This window comes from Adlercreutzia muris, assembly GCF_008831045.1.
In the GTDB taxonomy this organism is placed as follows: Bacteria; Actinomycetota; Coriobacteriia; order Coriobacteriales; family Eggerthellaceae; genus Adlercreutzia; species Adlercreutzia muris.
The window spans coordinates 1-22,911 of the sequence record NZ_WAJS01000009.1 but is presented as its reverse complement, the minus strand read 5'-3'; the positions used below and the strand labels follow the sequence as shown (position 1 = coordinate 22,911).

Sequence of the window (22,911 nt, the reverse complement as noted above, 5' to 3'; positions counted from 1 at the left end):
CAAAGGGAAGTTACTCGGCCTTCTTCTTGACGACCTTCTTGACCGCGGTGGTCGGGGCGCCGGCCGCGGCGGGGGCGGGCTCGTCCTCGACGATCTCGACGACCTCTTCCTCTTCGTCGTCCTTCTTGTCGAAGGCCATGCCCTCGCGCAGGCTCTTGACCGTCTTGCCGAGGGAGGCACCGAGCTTGGGCAGGTTCTTCGGGCCGAAGATGAGCAGCACGACAACGAGGATGATAACAAGTTCGGGCACGCCCATTCCGAGGATCTTCATGAGGCATTCTCCTTCTCGAGGTGAGGGGCGCGCCCGCCGATGGTACTCACGGACGCGCCGAGTTGCTTGCGCTTCGATGGCGTCCACTATGCCTCGTCCCTACGCCGCCGCCTATCACGCAGACCCGTGATTTTGTCACGCGATCCGAGAAATTCCCCGTCACGTCTTTATGTGACAAAGGAAGTTTTACCTGTTCGGGCCGTTGCATTCCTTATCCCACGAGAACATGGAGCGAATGCGCTCGCCGGTCTTCTCGATCTCGTGGCCATTGATGGCCTCGCGCTGCTCGTGGAGCCAGGGACTTCCCTTCTCGTAGTCGGCGACGAACTCGCGGGCGAAGGAACCGTCCTGGATGCGAGCCAGAATCTCGCGCATGGCCTCGCGGCTCTCGTCGTTGATGACCTTGGGGCCGGCGTAGTACTCGCCGTACTCGGCGGTGTTGGAGATGGAGTAGTTCATGAAGTGGATGCCGCGCTCGTACATAAGGTCCACGATCATCTTCATCTCGTGGTAGCACTCGAAGTAGGCGAGCTCGGGCGGGTAGCCCGCCTCCACGAGCGTCTCGAAGCCGGCCTTCACCAGTTCCACGAGACCGCCGCAGAGCACCGCCTGCTCGCCGAAGAGGTCCTCCTCGGTCTCCTGGGCGAAGGTGCACTTGATGATGCCGGAGCGCGCCCCGCCCACGCCCCAGGCGTAGGAGAGAGCCGCGTCCCAAGCGGTGCCCGAGGCGTCCTGGGCCACGCAGACGAGGTCCGGCACGCCAAAGCCCTGGGTGTACTGGCGGCGCACGATGTGGCCGGGGCCCTTCGGCGCGCACATGATGACGTCCACATCCTCGGGCGGGGTGATATAGCCGTAGTGCACATTGAAGCCGTGGGCGAAGGCGAGCGTGTCGCCGGGTTTCAGGTGCGGGGCGATGAACTTTTCGTAGACGGCCGGCTGCAGCTCATCGGGCACGAGGATCATGATGAGGTCGGCCTCCTCGGCGGCCGTGGCCATGTCGCACACACGCAGGCCCGCCTCCTCGGCCGCAGCCCGGGACGCCGAGCCCTCGCGCAGGCCCACGCGCACGTCGCAGCCGGAATCCCTCAGGTTCAGCGCATGGGCGTGGCCCTGGGATCCGTAGCCGATGACGGCGATCTTCTTATCCTTGATAACCTCGGGGTTGCAGTCCTGTTCGTAGTAGATGGTGACAGCCATGGGTTTCCTTTCTCGTCGTTGGCTGATGTTCGGTAAATAGAAGCTAGTCGTGGCTCGAGCGCGACAGGGCGATCTTGCCGGTGCGGACGATCTCCTTGATGCCGTAGGCACGGAACAGATCCTCCAGACCCGTGAGCTTCGCGTCGTCGCCGGTGGCCTCCACGGTGAGCGTCGCACGTCCCACGTCCACGATCTTCGCGCGGAAGATGTTGGCGATCTCGATGACCTCGCTTCTTCGCTCGGGAGGCGCGCTCACCTTGAACAGCGCCAGCTCGCGCTCGATGGCCCCCTCGTCGGTGAGATCGGTGATCTTGTGGACGCTGATGAGCTTGTGCAGCTGCTTGGTGATCTGCTCAAAGGCCACATCGTCGGCCATGACGATGGCGGTGACGCGCGACATGGTGGCATCCTCGGTAGGTCCCACCGACAGCGACTCGATGTTGAAGCCGCGCCGGGAGATGAGGCCGGTCACGCGGGAGAGCACGCCGGGGCGGTTCTCCACCAGAACAGACAGGATGTGCTTCATCGCCGGTCCTCCTTTCCCTCGTCGCCGGCGCGGAAGAGGGTCTTCCAGTCTTCGGGGCGCACGTCCACCGTGGAGCCGTCCTGGCCCAAGCGCGCGCCGGTGTCCTGCGGGTCGACCTCCCATCGGCCGCCGAACTGGGCGTCGATCTTCGCGCACGGCGACGTGGCCCCGGCTGGCGCATCGGCCATGCGGGCCCGCGGGGATCCAGAAGCGGCGGGCACATCGGTACGCACGGCCCCCACGGCCACGTCGATGGCGCCCATGACGTTGTCGAGGGCCGCCCCCGGGGCCACCATGGGATACACGTTCTGCTCGGGCGAGATGGCCACGTCCAAGAGGTAGGGGCCCGGCGCGGCCAGCATGCGGGCGATGGCCCCGACCACCTCGCCGGGCGCCTCCACGCGCTCGCCCTCCCAGCCGTAGGCCTCCGCCAGCTTCACGAAATCGGGCACCGGCGCCAAAAGCGTCTGGGAGTAGCGGCGGCCGTAGAACAGCTTCTGCCACTGGTGCACCATGCCCAGGCAGCGGTTGTCGAGGATCATCACCTTCACGGGAACGCCGTTGATGGCGGCGGTGGCCATCTCCTGGGAGTTCATCTGGAACGACCCGTCGCCGGCGATGCAGACCACCGTGGCCTCCGGGCGCGCCACCGCGGCCCCGATGGCCGCCGGGAAGCCGAAGCCCATGGTGCCCAGGCCGCCGGAGGACAGAAAGGTGCGCGGCCGCTCGCGGTGCAGGAACTGGTGGGCCCACATCTGGTGCTGGCCCACCTCGGTGGTGACGATGGAGGCGTCCGGGTCCAGCTGGCGCCCGAGCTCGGCGATGACCAGCTCGGGCACGATCTCGTCCTCTTCCTCGTTCACCGCCATGTTGGGATGGTAGAACGGGTAGCGCTCCCGCCAGGCGGCGATGTCGGCCACCCACTGGTCGTCGCGCGGGGCAGCGCCAGCCTTGGCCAGGCACTCCAGCATGCCCGCGAGCACGCCCTTCAAGTCTCCCACGATGGGCACGTCAGCATCGCGGATCTTGCCGATCTCGGCCGGGTCGATGTCGATGTGCACGATCTTGGCGTTGGGGGCGAACTCGGACACGCGCCCGGTGACGCGATCGGAGAAGCGAGCCCCCGCCGCGATGATGAGGTCGGCCTCGGTCATGGCCATGTTCGAGTACTTCGCCCCGTGCATGCCCACCGGCCCCAGGTTCAGCGGATGGCTCGCCGGCACGCCGCCCTTGCCCATGAGGGTGACCACCGCGGGCACCTGCATGGCGTCCATGAGGGCCGTAAGCTCCTCGGTGGCTCCCGAGGAGACGACGCCGCCGCCCACGTACAAAAGCGGCTGCTCGGCCTCTTCCAGAAGGCGGCAGGCCGTGCGGATCTGCTTGGCGTTGCCGCGGTAGGTGGGCTTGTAGGAGGGCAGGTTCACCTCGTCGGGGTACTCGAAGATCATCTCCTCGCCGGCCATATCGCTCGGGATGTCGATGAGCACCGGGCCGGGGCGCCCGGTGACGGCGATGTGGAAGGCCTCGCGGATGGTGCGCGTGAGCTCGTCGGTGGACTGCAGCAGGTAGGAGTGCTTCACCACGGGCATGGTGATGCCCACGATGTCGGACTCCTGAAACGAGTCGGTGCCGATGACCCCGCGTCCCACCTGGCCGGTAATGACGACGAGCGGCACCGAGTCCATGTAGGCCGTGGCGATGCCCGTGACGGTGTTGGTGGCGCCCGGGCCCGAGGTGACCATCACCACGCCCGGCCGCCCCGTGGCCCGCGCATAGCCGTCGGCCATGTGCACGGCCCCCTGCTCGTGGCGGGCGAGCACATGGGTGATCTGCTCGGAGCCGTAGAGGGCGTCGTAGAGCTTGATGGCCTGGCCACCCGGGTACCCGAACACCGTCGTGACGCCTTCGGCCTCCAGGCTCGCCACCACTGCCTCGGCCCCGAGCATGGAGGTGCCCTGCTTGGCCGTGCGGCTTCCCAAGCCGCGGCATGCGCCCTCGCTCGCGGCGCTGCGGCGCGCGGGCCGCGCCCCTTCCCTGTTCTCGGTCTCGGTCATTGGATAATCGCCCCCTTGTCGGCAGAAGTTACCAGTTTCGCGTACTTGGCCAGCACCCCGTGGTGGTGCTTGGGCGCCGGCGGCACCCAAGCGGCGCGGCGCCGGGCGAGCTCGTCGGCCTCCACGTTCAGGGTCAAACGACCGCCCTCGATGTCCACGGTGACCGAGTCGCCCTCGCAGATGAGCGCGATGGGGCCGCCGGCGGCCGCCTCGGGGCTCACGTGCCCCACGGCCGGCCCCTTGGTGGCGCCCGAGAAGCGCCCGTCGGTGATGAGCGCCACGCTCTCGGAGAGCCCGCGGCCGCAGATGGCCGAGGTGGGCGCGAGCATCTCGCGCATGCCCGGGCCGCCGGCCGGCCCCTCGTAGCGGATGACCACCACGTCGCCGGGAGAGATGGCCCCGCCGTTGATGGCCGCGCAGGCCTCCTCCTCGGAGTCGAACACCCGGGCCGGGCCGGTGTGGCACAGCATGGAAGGGGCCACGGCGGCCTTCTTCACGATGGCCCCGTCCGGCGCGATGTTGCCGTGGAGCACCCGCAGGGCGCCCTCGGCCGAGAAGGGGTCGTCGTGGGCGCGGACGACCTCGCCGTCGGCACCGGGGCAGGCGGCGTGCATGTAATCGAGGTAGTCCCCCATGGGCCCCATGCAGGTGCGGGCGTCCCGGTCGATGAGGCCCAGCCGGTCGAGCTCGGCCAGCACCACCGGCACCCCTCCCACGCGGTACAGGTCGATGAGCGGGCGCGGGCCGGCCGGCGCGAGCTTCACCAGATGCGGCGTGCGGGCGCTGACGGCATTCCACGTGTCCATGGTGATAGGGCAGCCCGCCGCATTCGCGATGGCCGTGAGGTGCAGCACCGTGTTGGTGGAGCCGCCGAAGGCCATGTCGCATCCCATGGCGTTGCGCACGGCCGCCTCGTTCAGGATGTCTTTCAGGCACACGTTCTCGCCCACGAGCTCCATCACCTTCATGCCGGCGCGCTTGGCCAGCCGAATGCGCTCGGAATAAACAGCCGGCACGGTGCCGTTGCCGGGGAGGGCAACCCCCAAAGCCTCGCACAAACAGTTCATGGAGTTTGCCGTGAACATGCCCGAGCAGCTGCCGCAGGTGGGGCAGGCCGTGTCCTCGAAGTAGGCGAGCTCCTCCTCGGTCATGGTGCCGGCGGCCACCTTCCCCGCCCCGTCGAAGAGCGTGTTCAGGTCGGTGGCGGTGCCGTCGGGTGCGGTGCCGGGCAGCATCGGGCCACCCGAGACGAACACCGTGGGCACGTTCACCCGCAGCGCCCCTAAGATCATGCCGGGCACGATCTTATCGCAGTTGGGGATGCACACCATGCCGTCGAAGGCGTGGCCGGCCACGGCGCATTCCACCGAGTCGGCGATGACCTCGCGGCTCACGAGCGAGTAGTGCATGCCCTCGTGGTTCATGGCGATGCCGTCGCACACCCCGATGGTGGAAATCTCGAAGGGCACGCCGCCGGCCATATAGATGCCGGCCTTCACGGCCTCGCAGATCTTATCGAGATGGGTATGCCCGGGGATGATGTCGTTGCGCGCGTTGACGACGGCGATGAAGGGGCGCTCCATCTCCTCGTCGATGATACCGTCGGCCTTCAGCAGGCTCCGATGCGGCGCGCGGGCCGCCCCGCGCTTGATCTGGTCGCTGCGCAGTGCCACTGGCTCTCCTTTCTTCCCGTGCCGGACTTCACTCCGACAAACAAAAAAACCCGCTGCTTTCGCACCGGGTCCGGGATGGGTCAGCCTACGCCAGGACGAGCCTGGCCGCAGAAGAGCCTCGACATATGACGGTGTCGCCGGTCCAGTGCTACTTGCGCACCCGCACCCGGCGGTAAGCCGGCAGCACGGGCGTCGTTCTCACCAAACTGCTCGGAGGGCTTGTTCGGAACGGCCGACGCCTGCTCGCAGATTCCGCAGGCTTGCTGTCAGACGGCTTGGCCCCTACTGGTCCTCGTCAACGCATGTGCGCTATGAACTTGGCTGCGCAGTATACCCCTTCCCCGCGCCAACGCAAGGCGAAACACTCAACTTTCTTTCCAACGGCTCGGAAACAGGTGCGCTGCAACAGGCAACGACAGCGCCACAGGCGGGCGACAAGTCCCTCTCCTCCCAGTGACGGTTGACAGGTTGTCACCGATGCCGCGCGGGCATTTCGTATGATCTTAAGTGACTGTATCCGCGCCGTGAGAGAGGACAGGGACCATGGCCGCGACGACTACCGTGAGAGTGCACCGCCGGAAGAGCCCCGCCGCGGTGCGACGCAGCGAGACCGTAGCTGAGGCCCGAAAGAGGGCATCGACTTGGATGACGGTGGCGGCAACCCGGCTCAAGGAGGCCCTGCCCGTCCGCGAGGGCCGGGGCACCAAGGCTGCGCCGACGGTCGCCTCATCGGCAGACGGTGCTGAAACGAGTAAGGGCCCACTCGCAGCATCAGGGCCGTCGCCCGCACCTCTCGCCGCCGCGCGCAAGGCCGTCGGCGCGGTGCGAGACGCCCTCACCCCCACCCCAGCGACCGCTCCAGCGCGCCGAGACCGCAGCCGGGTGCTCCCCGCCACGAGCGAGCCCCTCTCCCCCAACGGCGGCGCGGTTCGCGCCGACGCCGTCATCGCCACCCGGGCCCGGCGGGGCACATACCCCCTGGCGGCGCCGTCGTGGCACGCTTTCCGCGGCTACGTCACCGACCGCTCCGACTGGGACGAGCTGCGCTCCGTGGGGCTGCCCGCCATGATGCGCGCCCACCGCGCTCTCGCGCTCGCCGTCGCGGCGGCGGGGGCGGCCCTCGTGCTCACCCTGGTGGCGCTCGCGGCTTACTTCTGCCTGGCGCCCGCCACCGCCTCGGCCAATTCCCCCTACGAGACCGCCGAGACGGCCGCGCCGACAAGCACCCCGGCAAGCCAGTGGAAGGCCGGCGAGATACCCTCCCTGTACCAGGCCGATGCCGCCTGGGGCGACATTCCCTACGGCCAGGCGACCCTGGGCGAGGCCGGCGCCGCTCCCACGGGTTTCGCCATGGCCTATGTGGCCGTCACGGGAGATACGGCCAAGACCCCGGCGGACTTCGCGCAGTGGGCCACCGACCACGACCTGACGGCCGCCGGCGCCGACACGGTGCAGACCTTCCTCGCCGAGGCGGCCTCCGAGTTCGGCCTCTCGCTGAAGCTGATCGAGGTGGATGATCACGCCCTGCGCCGGGCCATCGTCTCGAACATCCCCGTCATCGTCGTGACTGAGCCCGGCACCTTCGCCCCCGTGGCCAGCCTCATCGTCCTCGACGACATCGACGGCAACAGCCGCATCGTGCTCCACGACCCCGCAAGCGCGGCGCGCACGGCGAAGAGCTGGAGCTTCGACGACATCACCGGCGCTGCCCTGGCCGCCTACGAGGTGTCCGCCGCCTAGCGGCTTTCGGGCGGAACACCTCCGCGGCGGGGGATCTGGCGCCTTTGGGCTACAAAATGCGCCCCTTCGAGGCCGCGGGCGGGCGCAGATGCAACGGTTCGAGCGGTTTGGGTGTTTCCTTCGATCATCGGGAGCGCTAAGGTAGGGAAAGCAAGAGAACATCGCATCGCGCCGGCCGCCGGCGCGCCTGACCCATCGCCAAAGGAGACGCCATGACCTACCGCAACGTGAGTCTGCACCCCGCCTGCCGCATCGCGCCGAACGCCACCCTCGTGGGCAACGTGGAGGTGGCCGAGAACGCCACCATTCTGTTCAACGCCTGCCTGCGCGGCGACTGCGGCAGCCGCATCCGCATCGGCGAGGGCTCCAACGTGCAGGAGAACAGCTGCCTGCACCTCGACTACGACCAGGACTGCCTCGTGGGCCGCGGCGTAACCATCGGACACGGGGCGGTGGTGCACGGCTGCATCCTCGGCGACAATGTGCTCGTGGGCATGGGGGCCGTGGTGATGAACGGCGCCGTGATCGGCGACAACTCGCTCGTAGCTGCCGGCGCCCTCGTCACTGAGGGCATGGTTGTGCCGGAAGGCTCGCTCGTGGTGGGCGTGCCGGCGAAGGTGCGCCGGGCGCTCACACCCGAGGAAATCGAGGGCAACCGCGATGCCGCCGCGGGCTACGTCGCCATCGGGGCCCAGCTCGTGGAGGAGGGCATCCTCTACGCCGGCGCCGATGTGCCCCGCGATATCCGCACCATCGCCCTGGCGTAGAGGACTTCCCGGACCGGACCCTACAGCTGTTCCAAAATCCCCTCGATGAGACAGCAGAAGTCCTCCTGGCGGGCCTCTCCCACCTCGTGGACTTCCTCATCGGAAGGGCTCGCGCCCTCCACCCCGCAGGCCATGTTGCTCACCAGCGAGATGCCGAGCACGCGCATCCCCCCGTGCCGCGCGGCGATGACCTCCTCGCACACCGACATGGCCACGGTGTCGGCACCCCACTTGCGGAACATGCGGATCTCAGCAGGCGTCTCGAAGGAGGGGCCGAGCAAACCCAGGTACACGCCCTCCTGCACGGGAATAGACAGCTCGTCGGCCACACGGTGCGCCAACGCGCGGAGCTCAGGGTCGTAGGCATCAAGCATCGAGAAGAAACGCGGGGCCATGGCATCGGGCGCCGTGCCCGTGATGGGATTTCGCCCGGTGAAGTTCAGCTGGTCGGCCATGATGCAGAACTCGCCCACGCGGTAACTCTCGTTAATGGCCCCGGCCGCGTTGGTGGTGACGAGCGTGCGCGCCCCGAGGCGCTCCATGAGCCATACCGGGAAGGCCACCTCCTGGGCCGTGTAGCCCTCGTAGCCGTGCAAGCGCCCTTGCATGGCGAGCACCCGCTTGCCGCCGAGCATGCCGGCCACGAAACGCCCCACATGGCCCGAGGCCGTGGACACCCCCATGCCAGGCACCTCGCCAAAGGGGACGAAGGAGGGATCTTCGATCCGATCAGCCAGAGGACCGAGGCCCGATCCCAAGATGAGGCCGACCTCGGGCGTGAAGCCACCGAGGCGTTCCCCCATCGTCGCCTGTGCCGCATCCAACGTCTCAACGAGGTTGCCGTCGTTCAAAGTCATGGAAAGTCCTTTCTCGGGTCAGCGCGCCTCGCTCGGAAAAGCCGCGTCGCAGGGCGCCGACGCACCGGCGCCCTTGCGCCCCACAAGCACGCGGGGCCGGCCGGCCAGGTCGTCTGCAATGCGCACGTCGGTGAAACCCGCAGCCTCGGCCACGGCGCGGGCGGCATCCAGGTGCCCCTCGTGCAGCTCGCAGGCAAGCACGCCGCCCGGCTTCAGGGCGCGGGCCGCCCACGCCGCCAGGGGCCTGAACACATCGAGGCCGTCGGTGCCGCCGTCCAGCGCGAGCGACGGCTCGAAATCGGCCACCTCGCGGGGAATGTCGGCGAGCACGGAGGTGGGCACATAGGGCGGGTTGGAAACCACGGCATCGAAGGTGCCCAGGCGCTTCTCGCCGATACCGGTGCCGAGCGAGCATTCCAGCACGGCCACGCGGTCGTCCAACTCCAGGGCGGCGACGTTCTCCCGGGCCAGGGCCACGGCCTCGGGGGCGATGTCGGTGGCGATGACCCGCACATCGGGATGCTCCGCCGCAAGAGAGCAGGCGATGCACCCCGTGCCGGTGCACAGATCGGCCACGAGCAGGGGGCGGGCGGGATCTTCGGAAATGGGAGCCTCTTCCGATCCTATCGGTCCGACGCCCGCCTCGTCCAACGCCTTCTTCACCGCTTCCACCGCAGCGTTTTCCCGCTCGGCGGCCTCGGGGCTCCACTGGGCCTCGTGCTTAGCCGGAGCCGGCAGCATGGCCAGCACTTCGCTCACAAGCACCTCAGTTTCAGGCCGCGGGATGAGCACGCCGGGCCGCACCTTCACCGTGATGTGCCGGAAGGCAACCTCGCCGGTGATGTACTGCAGCGGCTCCCCCGCCCCTCGACGCCGCACGTAATCGCGCAGCGTCGAACGCTCATCCTCCGAGAGCGGCCGGTCGAAGTTCACGAACAGGTGCATGCGCGTAAGCCCCGTCGCCTCGGACAAGAGCCACTGGGCCGACAGCCGCGGGTTCTCATCCCCCTTCTCGGCCAGATACCCCTCAGTCCACTCCAAAGCAGATTTTATGGTCCAGATATTATTCAACAATATCGCCCTTTGTCACATAGGTTCGCCCAAGGAAGTCAGCGAGGATCCGACAGGTGCCTGGAATTGCCTTGAAGCGCGGCCGAGCAGCCTAAGGGCTGTGAGGGAAAGCGCTGAATGGCAAGGCCAGGTGCCTGTCGGATCCGCAGCATCGGCGTTCCCGTCGTTGCGTGAGCAACGACGAAACTAAACAGCCGCTTCCAGCTTCTGGGCACGGTCGGCCGCCTGCAGGGCCGTGATCACATCGCCCAGGTTGTCGCCCAGAAGCACGCCGTTGTAGGTGGAGTTGAAGCCGATGCGGTGGTCGGTCACGCGGTCCTGCGGGCCGTTGTAGGTGCGGATCTTCTCGGACCGGTCGCCCGAGCCGATCTGGGCCAACCTCTCGGCGCCCTCGGCGGCCTGCTGCTCGGCGAGCATCTTCTCGTAGAGGCGCGCACGCAGCACGGCCATGGCCGCGATCTTGTTCTGCAGCTGGGACTTCTGGTCCTGGGACTGCACCACCAAGCCGGAGGGCAGATGCGTGATGCGCACGGCCGAGTCGGTGGTGTTCACGCACTGGCCGCCCGGGCCGCCGGCGCGGTACACGTCGATGCGCAGGTCGCCCTCGTTGATCTCCACTTCCACCTCATCGGCCTCGGGCAGCACCGCCACCGTGGCCGTAGAGGTGTGAATGCGGCCCTGGGACTCGGTCTTGGGAACGCGCTGCACGCGGTGCACGCCGCTCTCGAACTTCATGACCGAGTACACATGGTCGCCCTTCACCTTGAACTGCACTTCCTTAAAGCCGCCGGCCTCGGAGGGCGAGGCGTCCATGGTCTCGGTCTTCCAGCCCTGGGACGCGGCGAAGCGCTCGTACATCTTGTAGAGGTCGCCGGCGAAGATGGCGGCCTCGTCGCCGCCGGCCGCCGCGCGGATCTCCACGATAATGTCCTTCTCGTCGGCTGGGTCGGCCGGGATGAGCATGAACTTGATGTCCTCTTCCAACGAGGGCAGCCGCGCCTCGATGCCGGCGATCTCCTCCTGGGCGAACTCCTTCATGTCGGCGTCGGAGAGCATCTCCTTGGCCGCCTCCAAGTCGTCCATGGCGGCCACGTACTCGGCGGCCTTCTTGGCCAGCGGCCCCTGGGCAGCGTACTCCTTGGCCAGGCGGTTGTACTCCTTCTGGTCGGCCAGAACCGCCGGATCGCCCATCTTGGCCTGCAGCTCGTCGTAGGCCTCGATGATCTTGACGAGCTTCTCTTTCATATCAGTTTCCTGCATGGGTGCGTCCTTTGCGTGAAACGGGGTGGGTTCAATAGCGCCCGCAAGCGCGACGTCATATTGTAGCAGAAAGGCACACCGATGAGGCGCCTGTCGGCCAATGCCCACAGGCGCGACAATGCGGAAGGCCGGCAGGAAACCTTAGGCGTTCAGGAAGTCGGCGGCCGATTCGGCGCAGTTGGCCCCGTCGGCCACGGCGGTCACCACCTGGCGAAGCTCCTTGGTGCGCACGTCGCCGGCGGCGAACACGTCGGCGGTGGCAGTGCGCCCCGTGCCGTCGGCGATGATATAGCCGCCCGCATCCAGGGCCAGGGCCCCGCCGAGGAACTCGGTGTTGGGAGTGGTACCCACGGCGATGAACACCGCCGACACCGCCAGGTCGCGCACGCCATCGGTCTTCTGGTTGCGAATGCGCAGGCCGCTCACGCGCGGCCGCTCGTCGTTCTCGGTCAGAAACTCTGTGGCCACGCTGTCCCAGCACAGCTCCACGTTGTCCAGCTCGGCCAGGCGCTGGTGGTAGATGGCCGTGGCCCGCAGCTTGTCGCGACGGTGCACCAGGTACACCTTGCGGCAGATGCGCGCCAGATAGATCACGTCGGCCACGGCGGTGTTGCCGCCGCCGATGACCGCCACGTCCTTGCCGCGGAAGAAGTTGCCGTCGCAGGTGGCGCAGTAGGAGATGCCGCGGCCGCGCAGCTCCTCTTCTCGGGGCAGCCCCAGCTGGGCCGCCTTGGTGCCCGTGGCCACGATGACCGTCTTGGCGAAGTAGGTGTTGAAGGGGGTGGTGAGCATGTTCGGCTCGGTGGTGAAGTCCACCGCGGTCACCTCTTCGGAAATGGTGCGGGCGCCGAAGGAAGCGGCCTGGTCGTACATGTCCATGGACAACTCGAAGCCGCTCGTGGAGCGGGTGTAGCCCGGGTAGTTCTCCAAATGCTCGGTCTGGGCGCACTGACCTCCCGGAGAGAGCATCTCGAACATCGCGCAGTCAAGCCCGGCCCGCGCCGCGTACAGCGCCGCCGTGAGCCCGGCCGGCCCCGCCCCGATAATGGCCACATCCAGCACCTCGCGCTCCTGGGCCTCAACCTGCTCTGCCATGAACGTTCCCCTTTCAAAAAGGGCGACCAGGAGGTCGCCCCTACGAATGCTCGTTGTATCTCAGCCGTTGCCGGGCAGCAAGGGCATGGCCCTTGCCCTACATGGGTTGCCTTAACCCTAGCGTGGAAATGCGTAGAGGGAACACGGGGTGTTCTGACCGAGCGAGTTCCGCAGCGACGAGAACAGCCCAGTGGGCTGTTCTCCAAAGCGAGGACTGTCTGAGCGAATCAGAATACCCCGTGTTCCCGACCGGCGAGGAGCCACAAGCAGCACTTGTGCCCCTAGCCCCTACAGCATCGCCAAGATGTTCTGCTTCGGCTGGGCACCGAGGCGCTCGTTCTTGACCTGGCCATTCTCGAAGACGATGAGAGTGGGCACGCTGGACACCTGGTACTTGAAGGCCAGCTCCGGACTCTGGTCGATGTCCACCTTGTAGACGGCCAGCTCGCCGGCCTTCTCCGCAGCGATCTCGTCGATGACCGGGGCCACCATGCGGCACGGGCCGCACCAGGTGGCGAAGAAATCCACGAGCACGGGGGTCTTCGCCTCGAGTACCTTGGTCTGGAACTCATCGACGGACTTGATTACCTCTGCCATGATAACCTCCTGGGAAGTCGGGTTTCTCGGGTGCGCGAGGGACCCGGCATGGGCCTGCGCGCTCCGAAGATTGTAGCGCGGAAGGGGTCGGCGGCCCCCGGCATGGGGAATCGTCAACCGATTGACACAGAAATGTACCACCGCCGATGGCGCCGCCCGGCCGCGCTGGGGCGGGTCGCGGTGTATCATAGGAGCCACGCAACCCCGCTAAAGATAAGGGCCCCTATGGTAACCGACCTCGTATCCCTCGCGATCATCGCGCTCATCGCCTTCGCCTGTCCCATTCTCTGCCGCCTCATTCCTAATAAGGCGGTGCCGGAGACGGTGCTCCTGCTGGCGGCCGGCGCCCTGTGCGGCCCCCATGTGCTGAACATCGTGCAGGTGACCGACGCCATGGCGCTCCTGTCCGATTTGGGCCTGGCCTTCCTGTTCCTTTTGGCCGGCTACGAGATCAGCCCCAAGAACCTCACCGGGGCCGAGGGCAAGCGCGGGGCGGCCACCTGGGCCGTCACCTTCGCCGTCGCGGCCGTCGTGGTGGCGGCCTGGCCCTCGTTCTCGCTGTTTTCCGTTGACGGCATGGCCGTGGCCATCGCGCTCACCACCACCGCCCTGGGCACCCTGCTGCCCATTCTGCAGGAGCGCAAGCTCATGGACACGCGTATCGGCAGCGAGATTCTGGCCTATGGCACCTGGGGCGAGCTTCTGCCGGTGCTGGCCATGACCCTGCTCCTGTCCACCCGGGCGAAGTGGGAGACCATACTCATCCTCATGGCCTTCGTCGCCATCGCCTTGCTCACCGCCGCCGTGCCGAAGCGGGCCGAGCGGCTGGGCGGCTGGGTCTACCGCTTCGTGGTGGAGAACGCCAACACCAACTCCCAGATGCTCGTGCGCACGCTGAACCTGATGCTCATCGGGCTCACGGCCATCTCGGCCCTGTTCGACCTCGACATCGTGCTAGGTGCCTTCGCCGCCGGCTTCATCATGCGCTACCTCATCCCCGACGGCGACCCCACCCTGGAGATGAAGCACTCGGCCATGGCCTACGGATTTTTCATCCCGCTGTTCTTCGTCGTGTCCGGCGCGAAGATCGACGTGACCGCCATCGCCGCGAACCCGGGGCTTCTGCTCATGTTCATCGGGCTTCTGCTGTTCGTGCGGGCCCTGCCCATCTTCATCTCCCTCAGTCTGGGGAAGACCTCCTGCGACATGACCGTGCCCGAGCGGCTGACCGTGGCCTTCTACTGCACCACGGCCCTGCCCATCATTGTGGCCGTGACCACCGTGGCCGTGGGCGCCGGGGCCATGGGCCAGGCCACGGCCAGCGTGCTCGTGGCCGCCGGCGGCATCACCGTGTTCATCATGCCGCTTCTGGCATCGCTCACGGCCCACTCGGTCAACGCCGATCTGGGGAGCGCCCTGCGGGAGATCCGCGAGCATCCCCGGGCCGTCGGGCACATCCTCGCCGAGCACCGCCGCCGCGAGCGCGAGCTGCACCGCCAGCTGAAGGAGCGTCTGCGCGCCGCGGGCCTTAGGCACAGCGACGTCTTCGACCTCACCGAGCGCTGCCCGGGCGGCGTGTGCCCCGTGCCCGAGGCCGAGGACGACGGCCGCTAGGAGGCACGGCCCGGCGGGCCCCGAACCGCGACATGGGCCGAACCGCTGCGCCCCCCACCCGCGATCTCGACGGCCCCGCGCCGCGCCGAATGGTGGGATATGCGGTACATTCGTGCAGCCTGCGGGAACGGTGTTTCTTTTTTTGCTATACTATGTCACCGTGTCATCGAATGCGATGATCCGAGTTATCCGGGTTCTGCGGCCCCTCGCGACCGCCGCGGGCCCTCCGTCAGCGAAGAAGAGGTCATTCCATGAGCGAGCTTTTGTCCCAGCTTTGGACCCCGGAGCTGCAAGCTGCGTTTACCGTCGTGCTGGTGCTCCTGGTCATTCTGTACGTGCTCTCCATCGTGTGGGTGGTGCGCGACGCTTACCTGCGCGGCACCATGTGGTATCTATGGGCCATCGTGGCCCTCGTGCCGGTGCTCGGCGTCATCGCCTACTGCCTGCTCCGTCCGCCCCTGCTGCAGCTGGATCGCGACGAGCAGGAGCTGGAGATCGCGCTCAAGCAGCGCCAGCTCATGAAGTACGGCGAGTGCGCCGCCTGCGGCTACCCCGTCGAGGCCGACTTCGTGCTCTGCCCGAACTGCCACACCCAGCTGAAGAACCTCTGCATGCGCTGCAACCACGCCCTGGAGCCCTCCTGGACCGTCTGCCCCTACTGCGCCACCCCCGTGGGCTCCGCCGCCCCGGCGCCTTCCTCCGGCAGCCGCCCGCGCCGCTCCTCGGGCCAGGGCCGCTCTTCCCGCGGCGGCGCGCAGAAGTAAGTCAGCGGTCGCGGTCGAGGGCCGCTGAGCGCGAACCCATCGGGAGCCCCGCTCCCGTTCCACCCGATTGAAACGGAGTCGCCCCGGCGGCTCTGTTTTAATAGAAAGGGCCGGCATACAAGCCGGCCGCCACCCCGTCGTCGCGGTAGTCAACGCCGCGGCGGAACGGGCGCAGGTGCTCTGTCTGCACCCGGCGCCAGAAAGGAAGCACTATGGAAATCGTTTTGCCCGACGGATCGAAGAAGGCCCTGGAAGAGGGCGCCACCGTCGCCGACACCGCCGCCGCCATCGGCGCCGGCCTCGCCCGCGCGGCCCTGGCCGGCATCGTGAACGGCACCCCCGTCGATCTGACCGCTCCCGTGGCCGACGGCGACACCGTGGCCATTGTCACCGCCAAGAGCCCTGAGGCCCTCGATCTGCTGCGCCACTCCACGGCCCACCTCATGGCCGCCGCCCTCACCGACCTGTACCCCGGCGTGAAGTTCGGCGTTGGCCCGGCCATCGAGAACGGCTTCTACTATGACGTGCGGCTGCCCGAGGGTGTCTCCCTCTCCCCCGAGGACTTCCCGGCCATCGAGGCCCGCATGGCCGAGATCGCCAAGGCCGCCCCGGCCATCGAGCGCGAGGAGGTCAGCCGCGAGGCGGCCCGCGCCCTGTTCGCCGACCAGCCCTTGAAACTGGAGCTCATCGACGAGCTGCCTGAGGACGAGACCATCTCCGTCTACCGCCTCGGTGCCTTCACCGACCTGTGCCGCGGCCCCCACATGCCCGGCGCCGACAAACTGGGCGCCTACAAGCTGACCAAGGTGGCCGGCGCCTACTGGAAGGGCGATTCCGACCGCGAGATGCTCACCCGCATCTATGGCACCGCCTTCTTCAGCAAGAAGGAGCTGGAGGAGCATCTGCACAACCTGGCCGAGGCCGAGAAGCGCGACCACCGCAAGCTCGGGCGCGAGCTGGGCATCTACATGATGGAGCCCATGGCCGGTGTGGGCCTGCCGCTCTACCTTCCCAAGGGCGCGCGCGTCATCCGCACCCTGCAGGAGTGGCTGCGCCGCGACTTGTACGAGCGCGGCTACGAGGAGGTCATCACTCCGCACATCTACAACGCCGACGTGTGGAAGACGAGCGGCCACTACGGCTTCTACCACGAGAACATGTACTTCTTCCAGATCAACGAGGGCACCGAGGAGGAGCCGCGCTACTCCGAGTACGGCGTGAAGCCCATGAACTGCCCGGGCCACGTGCTGCTGTACAAGAACGAGCTGCACTCCTACCGCGACCTGCCCCTGCGCTACTTCGAGTTCGGCACGGTATACCGCCACGAGATGAGCGGCGTGGTGCACGGGCTTCTGCGCGCCCGCGGCTTCACTCAGGACGACGCCCACGTGTTCTGCACCAAGGACCAGGTGGTCAGCGAGGTGGTGGCCATCCTGGAGCTGGTGGACTACATTATGGACACCTTCGGCTTCACCTACGAGGCCGAGATCTCCACGCGCCCCGACAAGTCCATCGGCACCGACGATATGTGGGAGCACGCCACCAACTCGCTCATGGAGGCCTGCAAGCAGCGGGGGCTCGCCTACGAGATCAACGAGGGCGACGGCGCCTTCTACGGCCCGAAGATCGACATCAAGGTGAAGGACGCCATCGGCCGCACCTGGCAGTGCTCCACGGTGCAGATCGACTTCAACATGCCCATGCGCTTCGGACTGACCTACCGCACCGAGGACAACACCGAGGAGACCCCCTGGATGCTGCACCGCGCCATCTTCGGATCCATCGAGCGCTTCCTCGGCATCCTCATCGAGCACTACGCCGGGGCCCTGCCCCTGTGGCTCGCGCCGGTGCAGGTGGCCGTCATCCCCATCGCCGACCGCCACAAGGAGGCGGCGGCCGAGTTCGTCGGGGAGCTGAAGGCTGTCGGCGGCCGCGTGGAGTTCATGGACGCCAACGAGCCCATGAAGGTGAAGATCGCCAAGGCCCAGAGCCAGAAGATCCCCTACATGGTGGTCTTGGGCGACAAGGAAGTGGAGGAGCGCGTCGTTTCGGTGCGCGATCGGGCCGAGGGCGACCTGGGCCAGTGGGACCGCGCCAAGTTCCTGGACGTCATCCGGGACGCCGCCCTGTAATCGCTCACCAGATTCCCGCCCTTTGAGCGGCCGCAGCCAAGGCACCGGGGCTACACTGGCCTCGGTGCCTTTTTTCAAGGAGAGGAGCCCTATGGGCAAGAGGAAGTTCACGACTTACGCCGCGAAGATGCGGCAGGCCAACCGGGAGGCCCTGGCCACTGTGGCCGCCCTGGCCATCATCGCGGTTACCTGGCTGTCCTGGGGCATCGGCCTCGCCGACAGCGACATCGAGCTCTTCTCCACTCCGATCTGGATCATCGGTGGCTGCGTGGGCACCTGGCTCATGGCCGTGCTCGCCGCCCTCGTGCTCGGCTGCGGCGTCTTCGCGAACTTCAGCCTCGATGACGATGCCCCCGGGGACGGCACCGCCGCGGCTCCTGCGAGCGAGCGGGCGGCCGCCGGCGTGGCTGCGAGCGCCGTCACCGAATCCGCGCGTATCGAGGACGGCGAGGAGGTGCGCCGTGGATAGCTTCGATTGGGACGGTCTGCTCCTTTCCCTTGGCAGCGCGATGCACGAGGCGGCCGACGGGCTCGCGGCCCTCGCCGAACCCTATCTCGCCGACGGCACCCTGGCCGCCGCAGCGCCCCTGGCGCCGTTGGCCCTCTTCCTCTTCGTGACCCTCATCGCCGCCATCGTGGCACGGGTGCGCAGCCGCCGGGGCGCGGGCGACTTCGCGAACCGCTATTTCATCGGCAGCCGCGCCCTGGGCGGCTTCGTGCTGGCCATGACCACCATCGCCACCTACGGCTCGGTGAGCTCCTTCGTGGGAGGACCCGGCCAGGCCTGGAGCATCGGCTTCGGCTGGGTGTACATGGCCGTGGTCCAGGTGACGGCCCTCGTGCTGCTCTACGGCATCTTCGGCAAGAAGATGGGGCTTATCTCCCGCAAGTTGAACGCCGTGACCGTGGTGGACGTCATCCGGGCCCGCTACGGCTCCAGCGCCCTGGCGAACCTGTCGGCGCTGGTCATCGTACTGTTCTTCGTGGCCACCATGGTGGCCCAGTTCGTGGGAGGAGCCAAGCTCTTCGAGGCCGTGACCGGCTACTCCTACACCACCGGCCTGCTCCTGTTCGGCGCGGCGGCAGTTCTGTTCACCGTCATCGGGGGCTTCCGCGGCGTGGCCGTGACCGATGCGCTCTGCGGCATCATGATGCTCGTCGGCATCGCCGTCCTAGCGGGGGGCATTCTGGAGACCGGCGGCGGCTACGAGGCCATCATGCAGTCCATCGCCGCCCATGAGCCTCAGATGCTCGAGCCCTTCGCGGGGGGCGCCATGCCGCCGTCCCTCTACCTGACCCAGTGGCTCCTCGTGGGCGTCTTCACCTTCGTGCTGCCCCAATCGGTGGTGCGCACCATGGGCTACCGCGACACCCGGGCCCTGCACTCTGCCATGATCTGGGGCACCGTCATCATCGGCGCCATGATGATCGGCGTGACGGCCCTGGGCGTGCTCACGGCCGGCGTGCTCACCGAGGACATCGCCGTCTACGGGGGCACCGTGGACGACATCATTCCCGCGGCCATCGTGGGCACCCTGCCGCCCGTGGTGGCCGGCATCGCCATCGTGGGGCCCGTGGCCGCCTCCATCTCCACGGTATCGTCGCTGCTCATCTCCTCGGCCTCGGCCATCGTCAAGGACGTGTGCCTGTCCGCTTGCGAGCGGCGCGGTATCGCCCCCAAGGACGGGAAGGTGGCCTTCTGGAGCCAGCTCATCACCCTCGGTCTCGGGGTCCTCGTGCTCGCCCTGGCCATCGTGCCGCCCGATGTGATCTGGAAGATCAACATGTTCGCCTTCGGCGGGTTGGAAACGGCGTTCTTCTTCGTGCTGGTCTGCGGCCTGTTCTGGAAACGGGCCAATGCGCTGGGCGCCCTGCTTTCGCTCGCGGGCGGCACGGCGGCCTACTGCGCCACCATGACCCTGGGCTTCAAGGTGGCCGACCTGCACCAAATCGTCATCGGCATTGCCGTGGCGGGCGCGCTCATGCTGCTCGGCAGCCTTATCGGCAAGCAGAGGCCCAGCGCCCGCCTGGATGTGTTCTTCCCGCAAGACGAACCCCCCGCCGCATAGGAAAGCGTCGTTTAGTCGGAAACCGCCAGAGGGGCCGCTCGCGCAAAGGTTGCGAGCGGCCCTCTGTTACTTGCCGCCCTCCTCCTCTCCGGCAGACGGAACAAGTCCGACCGCGACGCTTAGGGTTGCGAAAAGCAGAGCGAAGGGGTATATTCAGCCACAGTATGCTGACAGGTTGGCAATGGTTTTGCGCACCCGAAGAGGACGCCCTGCCTGCAAGAGAAGGAGAACCACTATGAGAGAGAAGCGACGGGGGTCGCTTCTGCGCCTCGGCCTGGCGGCCGCGCTCGCCTGCGGGATGGCTCCCGCGGCGGCCCTCGCCGAGCCCGAGGGCCAGGGCACGGAGACCCCCCCCCATCGAGTTTTCTGAGCCGGTAGCTGACGCTGCCGCAACCGGCGAGACCACCCCGGCTGAGGACAATCCATCCGCGTCGGAAGATCCCTCTTCTGGCGAAGCTGAGCCACCAGCAGACGGTATCACGCTCACCACGCTTCTCTCGCAAGCCCTCTTGCCGCTCGTTACCGCATCTGCCAACGCGGCCGATCCGACGAAAGCTGCCGCAGATGAAGTCGCGGAACCATCTAATGCGGCACGTAGCAGCGACCGAAGCCAATACGGCCTGACGGTTACAGGCGGCACTCCCGGCAAGGACTTCTATTTTATTTCTACTGCCTACGACCGACCTGCCCGCTCAGGCGCGGCAGTGCTTACCGACACGCTCAATGAGCTTGTCATCTGCGGTGATGCTGCCCTAACCATCAGCAATGACGACCCTGCCGTTGCAGCCAATGCAACGGTATGGATTGCTGCGGGCACCCAGGCCCGCATCTCCTTCGACAACGTTAACATTAACTCCCCCATTCCCGTGACCATCGAACGCAATCGCGATGCCGACGGCAACACGGTCTCGCCGCAGACCTCGCTCTGGCTCACGCTCGCGAAGGGGTCGAGCAATACCCTGATGGCAACAGCCAACCGCCGCGCGCCCGCCATTCGCTGCGGCGAGGGCACCTCCCTCACCATCGACGACGACATTCCGAATATCGATGTGTCAGGCAACGCCATTGCCATGAACCCGGCAAAATACCCGGGCCGCATTCCCGATGGCGTCACCTTCAAGGCAGCTGACGGCAAAACTTACACCGCGGGCACCACTCAAGGGGGCAGTCGGCTCAACCTTCTTGAGAGCGACGACCCCGGATCGCTAACCGCCACAGGCGGCATTCTCGCTGCGGGCATCGGCGGTGGCGCATATGAGAACGCCGGCCGCATGGTGTTCAACGGCGGCAACCTGAACGTCACGGCAATAGACGGCAGCCTCGCAAACGGAATGGGCGCCGGCATCGGCGGCGGGCACGGAAGCTGCGGAACCTATATGGAATTCAATGGCGGACGTGTGGAGGCTAAGGCGTCATTCCACGGAGCCGGCATCGGCGGCGGCGCATGGGCGTACTCATCCCACTACCCCGACACAGATAGCTATCTGTTCGCCGACGCCCTCGACTGCGGCATCCCCTCGACACCCGACGGAAGCGGCGCCAACGACCCCGCACGTACCCAGGCGGGCGACATCTACGTAAATGGAGGCGTCGTCATTCCCAAGGCAGCTGCTCACGGCAACGCGCTTGGGCAGGGGTGCGTGTCGAACAACAAGGGACATGAGATTGTCATCGCGGGCGGAACGGTACTTCCCGACACCTCGGCTCCGCATTCCGAAGGCGGCGACCCTAAAGCCATCGGCGCCAATCAGGGAAATGTCGTCGTTATCGGCGGCTCTGTTCGCATCGGAACGGTCACCCATGAAAACGGCGTTGTCGCCAACGAGCAGTACCAGGCCCTTATCAACGGCGCCATGAGCAATGATTCCGCTTACGGAACCTACCCCTACGATCCCGCTTCGACGAGCAACCCCATCGTGAAGATGGTCGCCATCGATCTTATGGCCGAACTTGAGAAAACCAACAGCTCGGGAAACAATCCCATTATCGATTGGAATCTGCAGGTCGGCGGCATGGATTGGCCCTACGGCTCTCCTGCCACCTTCACTAACGGCAAGTTGTACCTGTGGCTGCCCGAGGAGGCCATGGAAAAGCAGATTTCCGTCAAACTGACCTACGCGGACGACGACGGCAACGTCCGCCAGGTGCTGCCCCTCTTCCGCGAGCCGGGGCAAGCGGGCGATCTGCTCAAGCGCTACCTCGACTTCGAGATAGACGACAAGGACTACCTCTCCTCGCTGACCAAGTACTACGACGGCACGCCGCTGCCCGCCTACGATCTGGCCTCAAAGCCCATCACGACGCCGGCGCCCGACAACAAGGTGCTCGACAAGGTGACCGACAGCAGCGGCAAGCAGCTCATCGAGTACCGCTACCAGCCCCATGATCGCATTCCGGGCGATAACGGCGAGACCGCCGCGCCCACGGGCCCCGAAACGAGCAGTACGACCATGCCCGTCAACGTCGGCGCCCTGAAAATCACGCTCGTATCGAAGCAGTACGCCGACGAGAGCAGCTCGGACGCGGAGATCGCCGAGTTCGCCAAGAGCTACTGGGGGCACCGTGCCGTCATGTGGGGCAGGGTCATGCCCATCGCCTCGCAGGTACGCGACCTGGCGGCTGAGTGGGTCGACGAGACGGACGCCGGCCAGAAGCCGGGCGGGAACCCCCATCCCTCCGACCAGTCGCTCAAGGTGAGCGCGGTCATCGAGCGCGCCAAGACCGTCGACGGGCAGGACGGCAGCGAGCCCACCAAGCCCACCTGCGCCGCCCCCGAGGGCCGCGTGCAACTCTACGTGGACGGCGAGCCGGTGGGAGGCCCCATCGAACTGAGGTTCGAGGACAAGAAGGACGAGAAGGGCAACGTCATCCTCGGCGAGGACGGCAAGCCCGCCTTCCCGCAGAACGCCGTGCGCGCCGGCGACGACGGGGCGGGCCATTATACCCAGTTCTTCTACACCTTCAAGCCCTCGGAGACCGACCACCTGGTGCCCAGCGTGGGCGCCGAGGGCCGCCACGAGGTGTCGCTCAAGTTCCTGCCGCCCGACGAGGGGCAGCAGGCAAGCGGCGCCCCCGCGAACTTCCTCGAGAGCATCGACCCCGCCGAGGACCCCGATGCGGCGCCCAAGGTCGAGGTGGCCATCGATCCCATCGACCCGAACCCGACCACGAAGCTCGAGACGCCCGACGGGTTCGACCCCGCCCTGCCCCCTCCCTCCATC

The 22,911-nt window shown here is 67.0% G+C and carries 19 protein-coding genes; 9 read left to right on the top strand and 10 right to left on the bottom strand.

From position 1 onward, the window contains the following. Positions 1–10 precede the first annotated feature (10 nt). The 5 genes from tatA to ilvD all read right to left on the bottom strand — a co-directional run bounded on the left by tatA (position 11) and on the right by ilvD (position 5,724). Positions 11–271 carry a twin-arginine translocase TatA/TatE family subunit gene (gene tatA, locus F8D48_RS03965; protein WP_151430049.1) on the bottom strand — a complete coding sequence of 87 codons (261 nt, stop codon included), beginning with the start codon at positions 269–271 and terminating at the stop codon, positions 11–13. Between the two features lie 186 nt (positions 272–457). Beyond that, on the bottom strand, positions 458–1,471 hold the full coding sequence (gene ilvC / locus F8D48_RS03960; RefSeq protein ID WP_151430048.1) for a ketol-acid reductoisomerase: 1,014 nt from the start codon (positions 1,469–1,471) through the stop codon (positions 458–460). Positions 1,472–1,514: 43 nt separating this feature from the next. Next, positions 1,515–1,997 carry an acetolactate synthase small subunit gene (gene ilvN, locus F8D48_RS03955; protein ID WP_151430047.1) on the bottom strand — a complete coding sequence of 161 codons (483 nt, stop codon included), beginning with the start codon at positions 1,995–1,997 and terminating at the stop codon, positions 1,515–1,517. Beyond that, complete coding sequence (gene ilvB, locus F8D48_RS03950) at positions 1,994–4,051, bottom strand: biosynthetic-type acetolactate synthase large subunit (protein ID WP_151430046.1); 2,058 nt, start codon at positions 4,049–4,051, stop codon at positions 1,994–1,996. The genes ilvN and ilvB overlap by 4 nt, the downstream gene beginning before the upstream one ends. Then, complete coding sequence (ilvD, locus tag F8D48_RS03945) at positions 4,048–5,724, bottom strand: dihydroxy-acid dehydratase (protein WP_151430045.1); 1,677 nt, start codon at positions 5,722–5,724, stop codon at positions 4,048–4,050. Before ilvD ends, ilvB begins: the two co-directional genes overlap by 4 nt. A 543-nt stretch (positions 5,725–6,267) precedes the next feature. Here ilvD and F8D48_RS03940 point away from each other — a divergent pair. Both F8D48_RS03940 and F8D48_RS03935 read left to right on the top strand, forming a co-directional pair. After that, complete coding sequence (locus F8D48_RS03940; RefSeq protein ID WP_170272716.1) at positions 6,268–7,464, top strand: papain-like cysteine protease family protein; 1,197 nt, start codon at positions 6,268–6,270, stop codon at positions 7,462–7,464. A gap of 212 nt (positions 7,465–7,676) precedes the next feature. Further along, positions 7,677–8,231, top strand: coding sequence for a gamma carbonic anhydrase family protein (locus F8D48_RS03935; RefSeq protein ID WP_151430043.1), 555 nt, complete (start codon positions 7,677–7,679; stop codon positions 8,229–8,231). 20 nt (positions 8,232–8,251) lie between these two features. Here the strand turns inward: F8D48_RS03935 and F8D48_RS03930 are convergent, their stop codons facing one another. The 5 genes from F8D48_RS03930 to trxA all read right to left on the bottom strand — a co-directional run bounded on the left by F8D48_RS03930 (position 8,252) and on the right by trxA (position 13,111). Next, entirely contained in the window at positions 8,252–9,088 is an 837-nt protein-coding gene (locus F8D48_RS03930) for a purine-nucleoside phosphorylase (RefSeq protein WP_151430042.1), read from the bottom strand. Positions 9,089–9,106: 18 nt separating this feature from the next. Beyond that, positions 9,107–10,159: a N5-glutamine methyltransferase family protein gene (locus F8D48_RS03925; protein ID WP_151430041.1), complete on the bottom strand. Its 1,053-nt coding sequence runs from the start codon at positions 10,157–10,159 to the stop codon at positions 9,107–9,109. Positions 10,160–10,345: 186 nt separating this feature from the next. Then, positions 10,346–11,404: a peptide chain release factor 1 gene (prfA, locus tag F8D48_RS03920; protein ID WP_151430040.1), complete on the bottom strand. Its 1,059-nt coding sequence runs from the start codon at positions 11,402–11,404 to the stop codon at positions 10,346–10,348. Between the two features lie 156 nt (positions 11,405–11,560). Further along, on the bottom strand, positions 11,561–12,514 hold the full coding sequence (trxB, locus tag F8D48_RS03915) for a thioredoxin-disulfide reductase (protein WP_151430039.1): 954 nt from the start codon (positions 12,512–12,514) through the stop codon (positions 11,561–11,563). Positions 12,515–12,802: 288 nt separating this feature from the next. Then, entirely contained in the window at positions 12,803–13,111 is a 309-nt protein-coding gene (gene trxA, locus F8D48_RS03910; protein WP_135971559.1) for a thioredoxin, read from the bottom strand. 225 nt (positions 13,112–13,336) lie between these two features. Here trxA and F8D48_RS03905 point away from each other — a divergent pair, with 225 nt between their 5' ends. The 7 genes from F8D48_RS03905 to F8D48_RS03880 all read left to right on the top strand — a co-directional run. Continuing rightward, the gene (locus F8D48_RS03905; protein WP_151430038.1) at positions 13,337–14,725 is read left to right on the top strand and encodes a cation:proton antiporter; all 1,389 of its coding nucleotides are present in this window, start codon (positions 13,337–13,339) and stop codon (positions 14,723–14,725) included. Positions 14,726–14,976: 251 nt separating this feature from the next. Further along, complete coding sequence (locus F8D48_RS03900) at positions 14,977–15,489, top strand: zinc ribbon domain-containing protein (RefSeq protein ID WP_135971561.1); 513 nt, start codon at positions 14,977–14,979, stop codon at positions 15,487–15,489. A gap of 212 nt (positions 15,490–15,701) precedes the next feature. After that, positions 15,702–17,621, top strand: coding sequence for a threonine--tRNA ligase (thrS, locus tag F8D48_RS03895; protein WP_151430037.1), 1,920 nt, complete (start codon positions 15,702–15,704; stop codon positions 17,619–17,621). 91 nt (positions 17,622–17,712) lie between these two features. Further along, on the top strand, positions 17,713–18,090 hold the full coding sequence (locus F8D48_RS03890) for a YhdT family protein (protein ID WP_151430036.1): 378 nt from the start codon (positions 17,713–17,715) through the stop codon (positions 18,088–18,090). Then, positions 18,083–19,690 carry a sodium/pantothenate symporter gene (gene panF, locus F8D48_RS03885; RefSeq protein ID WP_240806211.1) on the top strand — a complete coding sequence of 536 codons (1,608 nt, stop codon included), beginning with the start codon at positions 18,083–18,085 and terminating at the stop codon, positions 19,688–19,690. Before F8D48_RS03890 ends, panF begins: the two co-directional genes overlap by 8 nt. A 235-nt stretch (positions 19,691–19,925) precedes the next feature. Beyond that, the gene (locus F8D48_RS12105; RefSeq protein WP_257475555.1) at positions 19,926–20,060 is read left to right on the top strand and encodes a hypothetical protein; all 135 of its coding nucleotides are present in this window, start codon (positions 19,926–19,928) and stop codon (positions 20,058–20,060) included. A 334-nt stretch (positions 20,061–20,394) separates the two neighbouring features. Then, a partial coding sequence (locus F8D48_RS03880; protein ID WP_151430035.1) for a hypothetical protein occupies positions 20,395–22,911 on the top strand: 2,517 nt, incomplete at its 3' end.

Coding starts and splice junctions, on each gene's coding strand:
- F8D48_RS03935 (WP_151430043.1), top strand. CDS start 7,677: ATGACCTACCGCAACGTGAGTCTGCACCCCGCCTGCCGCATCGCGCCG.
- F8D48_RS03905 (WP_151430038.1), top strand. CDS start 13,337: ATGGTAACCGACCTCGTATCCCTCGCGATCATCGCGCTCATCGCCTTC.
- F8D48_RS12105 (WP_257475555.1), top strand. CDS start 19,926: ATGAGAGAGAAGCGACGGGGGTCGCTTCTGCGCCTCGGCCTGGCGGCC.
- F8D48_RS03890 (WP_151430036.1), top strand. CDS start 17,713: ATGGGCAAGAGGAAGTTCACGACTTACGCCGCGAAGATGCGGCAGGCC.
- thrS (WP_151430037.1), top strand. CDS start 15,702: ATGGAAATCGTTTTGCCCGACGGATCGAAGAAGGCCCTGGAAGAGGGC.
- F8D48_RS03900 (WP_135971561.1), top strand. CDS start 14,977: ATGAGCGAGCTTTTGTCCCAGCTTTGGACCCCGGAGCTGCAAGCTGCG.
- prfA (WP_151430040.1), bottom strand. CDS start 11,404: ATGAAAGAGAAGCTCGTCAAGATCATCGAGGCCTACGACGAGCTGCAG.
- tatA (WP_151430049.1), bottom strand. CDS start 271: ATGAAGATCCTCGGAATGGGCGTGCCCGAACTTGTTATCATCCTCGTT.
- trxB (WP_151430039.1), bottom strand. CDS start 12,514: ATGGCAGAGCAGGTTGAGGCCCAGGAGCGCGAGGTGCTGGATGTGGCC.
- ilvC (WP_151430048.1), bottom strand. CDS start 1,471: ATGGCTGTCACCATCTACTACGAACAGGACTGCAACCCCGAGGTTATC.
- F8D48_RS03930 (WP_151430042.1), bottom strand. CDS start 9,088: ATGACTTTGAACGACGGCAACCTCGTTGAGACGTTGGATGCGGCACAG.
- F8D48_RS03940 (WP_170272716.1), top strand. CDS start 6,268: ATGGCCGCGACGACTACCGTGAGAGTGCACCGCCGGAAGAGCCCCGCC.
- ilvN (WP_151430047.1), bottom strand. CDS start 1,997: ATGAAGCACATCCTGTCTGTTCTGGTGGAGAACCGCCCCGGCGTGCTC.
- ilvB (WP_151430046.1), bottom strand. CDS start 4,051: ATGACCGAGACCGAGAACAGGGAAGGGGCGCGGCCCGCGCGCCGCAGC.
- trxA (WP_135971559.1), bottom strand. CDS start 13,111: ATGGCAGAGGTAATCAAGTCCGTCGATGAGTTCCAGACCAAGGTACTC.